This is a genomic window from Pseudomonas sp. LARHCG127 (assembly GCF_052871455.1).
The window spans coordinates 61,997-68,891 of the sequence record NZ_JBIXJT010000024.1 but is presented as its reverse complement, the minus strand read 5'-3'; the positions used below and the strand labels follow the sequence as shown (position 1 = coordinate 68,891).

Annotated in this window: 8 protein-coding genes; 5 read left to right on the top strand and 3 right to left on the bottom strand. The window is 62.3% G+C overall.

Annotation, left to right across the window (positions count from 1 at the left end; translation table 11 throughout):
- Nucleotides 1-526: 526 nt before the first annotated feature.
- Nucleotides 527-1,012 carry a thiol-disulfide oxidoreductase DCC family protein gene (locus tag ACIPQ1_RS27440; protein ID WP_446534145.1) on the bottom strand — a complete coding sequence of 162 codons (486 nt, stop codon included), beginning with the start codon at nt 1,010-1,012 and terminating at the stop codon, nt 527-529.
- 112 nt (nt 1,013-1,124) lie between these two features.
- Between ACIPQ1_RS27440 and ACIPQ1_RS27435 the strand changes: the two genes are divergently transcribed.
- Entirely contained in the window at nt 1,125-2,060 is a 936-nt protein-coding gene (locus ACIPQ1_RS27435) for a hypothetical protein (RefSeq protein WP_446534144.1), read from the top strand.
- A 43-nt stretch (nt 2,061-2,103) separates the two neighbouring features.
- Here the strand turns inward: ACIPQ1_RS27435 and ACIPQ1_RS27430 are convergent, their stop codons facing one another.
- Nucleotides 2,104-2,340 carry a hypothetical protein gene (locus tag ACIPQ1_RS27430; protein WP_411384903.1) on the bottom strand — a complete coding sequence of 79 codons (237 nt, stop codon included), beginning with the start codon at nt 2,338-2,340 and terminating at the stop codon, nt 2,104-2,106.
- A gap of 152 nt (nt 2,341-2,492) precedes the next feature.
- On the opposite strand from ACIPQ1_RS27430, the gene ACIPQ1_RS27425 reads away from it, so the two are divergent.
- On the top strand, nt 2,493-2,834 hold the full coding sequence (locus ACIPQ1_RS27425) for a hypothetical protein (RefSeq protein WP_077506487.1): 342 nt from the start codon (nt 2,493-2,495) through the stop codon (nt 2,832-2,834).
- A 107-nt stretch (nt 2,835-2,941) separates the two neighbouring features.
- Here the strand turns inward: ACIPQ1_RS27425 and ACIPQ1_RS27420 are convergent, their stop codons facing one another.
- Entirely contained in the window at nt 2,942-3,844 is a 903-nt protein-coding gene (locus ACIPQ1_RS27420) for a LysR family transcriptional regulator (RefSeq protein ID WP_411384902.1), read from the bottom strand.
- 93 nt (nt 3,845-3,937) lie between these two features.
- Here ACIPQ1_RS27420 and ACIPQ1_RS27415 point away from each other — a divergent pair, with 93 nt between their 5' ends.
- The 3 genes from ACIPQ1_RS27415 (at nt 3,938) to ACIPQ1_RS27405 (ending at nt 6,884) form a co-directional block, all read left to right on the top strand.
- The gene (locus ACIPQ1_RS27415; RefSeq protein ID WP_446534143.1) at nt 3,938-4,945 is read left to right on the top strand and encodes an aldo/keto reductase; all 1,008 of its coding nucleotides are present in this window, start codon (nt 3,938-3,940) and stop codon (nt 4,943-4,945) included.
- 100 nt (nt 4,946-5,045) lie between these two features.
- Nucleotides 5,046-5,840: a DeoR/GlpR family DNA-binding transcription regulator gene (locus ACIPQ1_RS27410; protein ID WP_446534142.1), complete on the top strand. Its 795-nt coding sequence runs from the start codon at nt 5,046-5,048 to the stop codon at nt 5,838-5,840.
- A gap of 117 nt (nt 5,841-5,957) precedes the next feature.
- On the top strand, nt 5,958-6,884 hold the full coding sequence (locus ACIPQ1_RS27405; protein WP_446534141.1) for a Gfo/Idh/MocA family protein: 927 nt from the start codon (nt 5,958-5,960) through the stop codon (nt 6,882-6,884).
- The last annotated feature ends 11 nt before the right edge of the window (nt 6,885-6,895 follow it).

Below are 6,895 nucleotides of genomic sequence, written 5' to 3'. Positions count from 1 at the left end.
ACCGAACCGCTCTTGTGGCGAGGGAGCTTGCTCCCGCTGGGGCGCGAAGCGGCCCTGAAACCTGACGTCCTGGTGTGTCAGGCTAATTGAGTTGACGACATGGGTCTGCTGCGCAGCCCAGCGGGAGCAAGCTCCCTCGCCACAAAGGCAACAGCCTGCGCCTGTTGAACTGACCCACCACCGAACCGCTCTTGTGGCGAGGGAGCTTGCTCCCGCTGGGGCGCGAAGCGGCCCTGAAACCAGGCACCCTGGTGTGTCAGGCTAATTGAGTTGACGACATGGGTCTGCTGCGCAGCCCAGCGGGAGCAAGCTCCCTCGCCACAAAGGCAACAGCCTGCACCTGATGAACTGACCCACCACCGAACCGCTCTTGTGGCGAGGGAGCTTGCTCCCGCTGGGGCGCGAAGCGGCCCTGAAACCAGGCACCCTGGTGTGTCAGACTAATTGAGTTGACGACATGGGTCTGCTGCGCAGCCCAGCGGGAGCAAGCTCCCTCGCCACAAAGGGACAGCCTGCTTATTGCTGGCTAACTATCAACCCGTTCCACCGGCCGGGCCCCAGGCGCGGGCGCCTTCAAGAAACGCCGCTCATGATCCGGATCCGGCAAAAGGCACACGTCGTACTTGCCAAACAGCCGATACCGATTCAGGGCAATGCGATCGTAGGCCCAATCCCGAAATACGCGGGGGACGTAACGCAGCAGTTGCACCGGACGCCAAACCCAGGGCAGTAGGGCAACCACTTCAAGAATCGCCTCCGAGCGCACCCAGTAATCTTGGTCGCGAACCACGGCCATGGTGTCGAACTGCTGCAAGGGCAAGCCCGCCCAGGCCAGCAAGGCTTGTCCTTCAGGCGACTGGACGGAGGCCAACCGCACGCGTCGGGCGTGGTCATGGCGGATCAGGAACTTCGCCCAGCCATTGCAAAGTTTACAAACACCGTCGAACAGGACCACTGTCTCGCCTGGCTTGAGCAAGGGCGCGGGTGAAGGGCGGGTCTGGGAGATGGGCATGATCGGGGGTCTACACGGCGCTTGGTTACCCGGATAATACGCCTGTTCCAGCGTCAAAGGGCGTCCCGAAGGGGCACTCGACCATGATGATTTCAAAGGCATGATCCGATCCATGAGCGATGACATCTACAACCTGTTCACCCGCTTCCAGACCCCCGATCCTGGCATCGGCCCACGGAAGCGGGCACCGATGCTGGCTCAGGAACTGGCCTGGGCGCGCGAGCGTGCGACGATGCATCGCTTCAGCTGGGTCGTGGTGCTGGTGCCGCCGTTGTGCCTGGGCCCGGTGTTGCCGGGTATCGTGTTTCTGCTGGGGCTGCTGGTCTATCAGGGGTTATCCGCCCCAGGCGTTGACCTTGACCGGATCATCGGGGCCTCCTTTGGCTGGCTTGTGTTCGTCACCTTGCTGTTCATGGCGGCGTGGATCGTGCACAACGTCTGGCGTGATACGCGCGACCCGACCAAGCGTTATTGGGCGTCGATGCCCGATCAAGGGCTGGTCGAGCTCGAACACCATACCCTGGTTTCCGGCCTCTGCCTGTGGTCCAACGACTATGACCCGGATTGCAACACCCTCATGCAATGGTCCGACGGCAAAGTGAAGTACATGCAGGACAGCGGTGTGTCGCAATGGATCCTGGCCCGGACCGCGGCGGGGCATTGGCTGGTGCTCAAGGAGGAGTTTTCGGGCAACTTCAGTTACGGACGGGTAGGGCAAATGCCGGCGCCGGACAAGCTGCTGCAACCCCGTCAGGAACTGGCGATCGCTTTCGCCCCCGGTACGAACCTGCCGCTGGGTCGGCGTTTCGACGGTGCGTTGATGCCTTTGATGAGTACGCCGTACTGGCTGTCTGCCGATGAACTCAAGCGCCTGGACGAGGCCGCTCATCACTGGAATTTTTTACCGCCGAACCGCTATGGGGTGGTCAATGACCAGGATGCCGCATGGGTGCAACGGCTGGTGGACAGGGCGCAAGCCAGTGTTGGGCCGCAGCCGGCAGGGGGCTACTGCGCAGCCCAGCGGGAGCAAGCTCCCTCGCCACAATGAATCGAGCACATTCCACGAAGGCCAGCCTGTCATTGGCCGGGCGCTAAAGCCACGTATCCACCACCCGCCGATCCAGTTCCTCCCAATCCGCCATGCCCAATACTCGCGTCGTGTTCAACCCGCGCAGATAACCGCGCAGTTGATGGGCCGTGGCCCGCTTGAGCTCCGGGTCGGCTTCTGTATTGCTCAACAGCACGCTTTCGTACTGGACCAGATAGTCCGCCACCCGCTCACGAAAGTCGGGCAATACCGCGTCGCGGATCAGATCAAACGTTCTCATGGATAGACCTCATCAATCTTTCTCGGCTTGCAACTATTGCTAGGAGTAATAGTGACCATTACCAAATGCAAGTTCTGCTTTGCCGGCAATCATTGGAAAATCAGCGCCATCGAACACGCAGCCCCGTATTTTTATTTTCAGGACCCCAACCCATGCGCCGTTTATTTTTGCTTCCCCTGGCGTTCTCCCCGTTGTTGCTGGCCGGTTGTGCCTCGGCACCGAATGACCCGACGCTGACCTTGCAGACCAGCAAGACGCCGGCCCAATACGCCGAGTGCGTCGTACCGAAGTTGCAGGGCAATGCCTTGAACCCGATGGTCTCGCAGACCCAGCGCAGCTACCGCATCGTGGTGCCGAGCAAAGTGTCGGCGGACAACGTGCTGGAAGCCTACAAGGCCGGCAGCGGCGGCAAGGTGTTCATCTACGAGCGCCACCTGCTGGCTTCCAACCTCTTGCCTTCAAGTTTTGAACGCGCCGCCCAGGAATGCATCTGACCGGCCCGTAAACGTTTTTCACCGTGCTCCTTTGGTTGGCCGCAACCAACCAATTCCCTTTGCCCCGCACCGTCCTCGGTCGCGGGGCTTTTTTTTGCCTGGCGGTTTCAGGTTAGCCAATCTTGCGCCCGGATGAATTCGATGAGCGCTTTCAGGGCCGGCGGCACATGGCGTCGGCTGGGGTAGTAGAGAAAAAACCGGCTTGGCGGCGCTTTCCATTGCGCAAGCAGTTCCGTGAGATGCCCGTTGCGCAGGTCATCGCGCGCCAGCTCCTCGTACACGTAGGCAATCCCGGCGCCATCTTTTGCCGCCTGGATCATCAGCGCATCGTCTTCAAGGATGAGTGGGCCGGTGACGGACAACCGGATCGGTTGCCCCTCGGCCTGATACTCCCAGGCGTAGAGCTTGCCGCTGGGAAAACGCCGGGCGATGCAGGCATGGTCGAGCAAGTCCCGTGGCGCCTGGACGATCCCCTTCGCGGCCAGATAGGTTGGCGCGGCTACAGTCACGAACGATTGAGGGGGCCCGACAGGAACGGCGATCATGTCGCCGGCCAGGCTTTCGCCAAAGCGCACACCAGCGTCAAACCCGCCGCTGACGATATCGGCCAGGCCATCATCGGTGACCAGGTCCAGTTGAATGCGCGGGTACCGGGCCACGAATGGCCCGAGCACCTTGGCAAAGACCGCGCGCGCCGCCGGACGCGCCACGTTGAGGCGAAGCTTGCCGGCGGGCACGTCCTGCAGCGAGGTCAACTGCGCCAGGGCATCGGCAACCTGCTGCAGGGTAGGGGCCAGCGTTGCCAACAGCTGGTGGCCGGCCTCGGTCGGGGTCACGCTGCGCGTGGTGCGGTTGAGCAGCCTGACACCCAGGCGTGCTTCCAGTGCACGCATCGCGTGACTCAATGCAGAAGCCGAAACGCCACGCTCGTCGGCGGCCTTGCGAAAGCTGCGATGGCGAGCAACGGCGGCGAAGGCATCCAGTTCGGACAGATCGGGGTGCTGACTCATGAATAATGTTCAGTAGTTCAAATACGATTACCCATCTTATCGTCATGAGATCCCTCGCGGATACTGGCCCACATCATCTGTGGAGAGCGCGCTATGCAAAAGAATCGTCTTGGATCATCGGATTTCATGATTTCCCCCATTGGCCTGGGAACCTGGGCCATCGCCGGCACCGGCTGGGCATACAGTTGGGGCGCGCAGGATGACGAGGACAGCCTCGGCGCCCTTGAATATGCCGTCGAGCGCGGGGTGAACTGGATCGACACGGCGGCGGTTTATGGCTTGGGCCATGCCGAGCAACTGGTCGGGCAGTTGTTGCGTCGGGTACCGGCTTCGCGGCGTCCGTTGGTGTTCACCAAGGGCAGTCTGGTCTGGGACCCGGCCACCAAGGAGATCTCGCACTCGCTGGCGCCTCAATCGCTGCTCGCCGAGGTCGAGGCAAGTTTGCGTCGACTGCAAGTCGAAACCATCGACCTTTATCAGATCCACTGGCCGGCCTTTCCTGCCGACGGCAGCAGTGAAGGGATCGAGGAGGCGCTTTCGGCGTTGGCCACCGCCCGCGAACAGGGAAAGATTCGTGCGATCGGCGTCTCCAATTTCGATGTCGCGCAACTCAAGCGGGCCCAGGCGGTGACCGAGATCGTCTCGCTCCAGCCGCCTTATTCGGCCTTGATGCGAGACATCGAGGGCGACGTCCTGCCATTTTGCGAGCAGGCGGGATTGGGTGTCCTGGCCTATTCCACCCTTCAATCGGGACTACTTTCCGGCAGCATGACCCGCGAACGCATCGCCCAATTGCCCGACGACGATTGGCGCAAGGCGCGAAGCGCGGACTTCCAGGAGCCTCGCTTGAGCGCGAACCTGGCGCTGGTGGAGGTCTTGGCTGGTATCGGCGAACGGCACGGCGTCAGTGCGGCGGCAGTCGCCATCGCCTGGGTGCTGCGCAAACCGGTGGTGACCGGCGCCATCGTCGGTGCCCGTCGGCCCGGCCAGGTCGATGGGTTGATTGCCGGTTCACAGCTGCGCCTCAGCGCCGAGGAAATCGACGAGATTCAGCCCTTCCTGCCATTGGGCATGGGCACCAATGTCCCTGGGGGCGCTTGACGTTTACCGCGTGAGCGCTCGGGTTTGACGCCTCGCCGCATAACCGGCACTATTTGCTCGTTTGTGATCATTAGTGCTCGTTTACGCAGGTTGTAATGTCATGACTACTCCTCACGAAGCGTTCCCTGGTGAACGCCAGCAATTGATCAGCCAGCGTCTCGCCCGGTATGGCCGGGTGATCGCGGCTGACTTGGCCAGCGAATTCAAGGTCTCCGAGCACTCGATCCGGCGTGACCTTGGCGCGTTGGCAGCGGCGGGGGTGTGCAAGCGCGTTTATGGTGGCGCGATCCTCGTGCCCGCGGCCGAAGGGTCGATGGAGGCGCGCGTGCGCAAAGACCCGGCGCGCAAGGGCAGCCTCGGCCAAGCCGCCGCTGCACTGTTGCGCGCGGGCCAGCACGTGTTCATCGACGCCGGGTCGACCAACCTGGCGATTGCCTGCGCCATCGATCCGTACCTGCCATTGACCCTCACCACCAACTCGCCGTTGATTGCGGTCCAGTTGATGAAACTGCCCCGGGCCGAAGTCATCCTGCTGGGCGGCCGCTTGAACCCAGTCGCCGGTGGTGTGATCGGGTTGACGGCTGTCCAGCAATTGCGCCAGTTCAGTTTTGACCTGTGTTTCCTCGGCGCCTGCGCCATCGATCCCGACAATGGCGTTACGGCGTTCGGCCTGGATGACGCGGAATTCAAGCGCGCAGTGGTCGCGGCCAGTGGGCAGGTGATCGCGGCAGTGACCAATGAAAAGCTGTCCAGCGTTGCCCACTACCAGGTGGCCGCCTGCGAGGAAGTCGCCGCCCTGGTGGTGGAGCACGACGCGCCGCGTGAGCGACTCGAACCCTTCTTCGGCCGGGTGACCAACGTCGTGACGGCGGACTGTGCACAGCGACGGGCCTGAAGTATTTGCCCAACTGGGCGGGGCAATCGAATAGATACTGCACGACCCCCATTGTCCGCCAGGCGATTTGCGTCTAGTTTGCTGGCCGATCACAAGTACAAAAATCAGGAGTCATCGATGCAACCGATTCGTCTCGGCCTGGTGGGCTACGGCAAGATTGCCCAGGATCAACACGTTCCAGCCATCCACGCCAACCCCGCGTTCCAATTGGTGGCGGTCGCCACGCAAGGACAGCCTTGCGCCGGGGTGGAGAACTTCCGCTCCCTGGGCGAGCTGCTGGAAAACGGTCCGCAGATCGATGCGATTGCGTTCTGCACGCCGCCGCAAGGTCGATTCGCCCTGGTGCAACAGGCGCTGGCGGCTGGCAAGCACGTCCTGGTGGAAAAGCCGCCGTGCGCCACGTTGGGTGAAGCCATGGCCTTGGTGGAGCAGGTTCGCGAGCAAGGCGTCAGCGGCCTGTTCGCCTGGCATTCCCGTTATGCACCAGGCATCGAAGCCGCCCGTGACTGGCTGGCCAACCGCACCTTGCAGAGCGTGCAGATCGATTGGAAGGAAGACGTGCGCAAGTGGCACCCGGGCCAGGCGTGGATCTGGCAACCCGGCGGCCTGGGCGTGTTCGATCCGGGCATCAATGCCTTGTCGATCGCGACCCATCTGCTGGCACTGCCGTTGTTCGTGGAATCGGCCGAGTTGCGCGTGCCGGACAACTGCCAGTCGCCAATTGCCGCCAGCATCAAGATGGCCGACGCGCGTCACCTCGATATCCGTGCGGAGTTCGACTTCGACCATGGTCATGACGAGCTCTGGAGCATCGAGATTCGCTGCGCCGAAGGCGTGTTGCGCCTGGACAACGGCGGTGCCCTGTTGAGCATCGACGGCGTGCCCCAGGCGGTATCCGAGGAGGGCGAGTACGCGGCGGTGTACCGGCATTTTCAACAACTGATCAACGACAAAGCCATCGACATGGACCTGCAGCCACTGCGCTTGGTCGCCGACAGCTTCTTTGTCGGCAGTCGGACGGCGGTCGAGCCGTTCTACGATTAACCCAGGGAATT

What these genes read in the sequence shown, in the direction of transcription:
- ACIPQ1_RS27435 (WP_446534144.1), top strand. Translation starts at nt 1,125, where the DNA reads ATGAGCGATGACATCTACAACCTGTTCACCCGCTTCCAGACCCCCGAT.
- ACIPQ1_RS27420 (WP_411384902.1), bottom strand. Translation starts at nt 3,844, where the DNA reads ATGAGTCAGCACCCCGATCTGTCCGAACTGGATGCCTTCGCCGCCGTT.
- ACIPQ1_RS27430 (WP_411384903.1), bottom strand. Translation starts at nt 2,340, where the DNA reads ATGAGAACGTTTGATCTGATCCGCGACGCGGTATTGCCCGACTTTCGT.
- ACIPQ1_RS27440 (WP_446534145.1), bottom strand. Translation starts at nt 1,012, where the DNA reads ATGCCCATCTCCCAGACCCGCCCTTCACCCGCGCCCTTGCTCAAGCCA.
- ACIPQ1_RS27405 (WP_446534141.1), top strand. Translation starts at nt 5,958, where the DNA reads ATGCAACCGATTCGTCTCGGCCTGGTGGGCTACGGCAAGATTGCCCAG.
- ACIPQ1_RS27410 (WP_446534142.1), top strand. Translation starts at nt 5,046, where the DNA reads ATGACTACTCCTCACGAAGCGTTCCCTGGTGAACGCCAGCAATTGATC.
- ACIPQ1_RS27415 (WP_446534143.1), top strand. Translation starts at nt 3,938, where the DNA reads ATGCAAAAGAATCGTCTTGGATCATCGGATTTCATGATTTCCCCCATT.
- ACIPQ1_RS27425 (WP_077506487.1), top strand. Translation starts at nt 2,493, where the DNA reads ATGCGCCGTTTATTTTTGCTTCCCCTGGCGTTCTCCCCGTTGTTGCTG.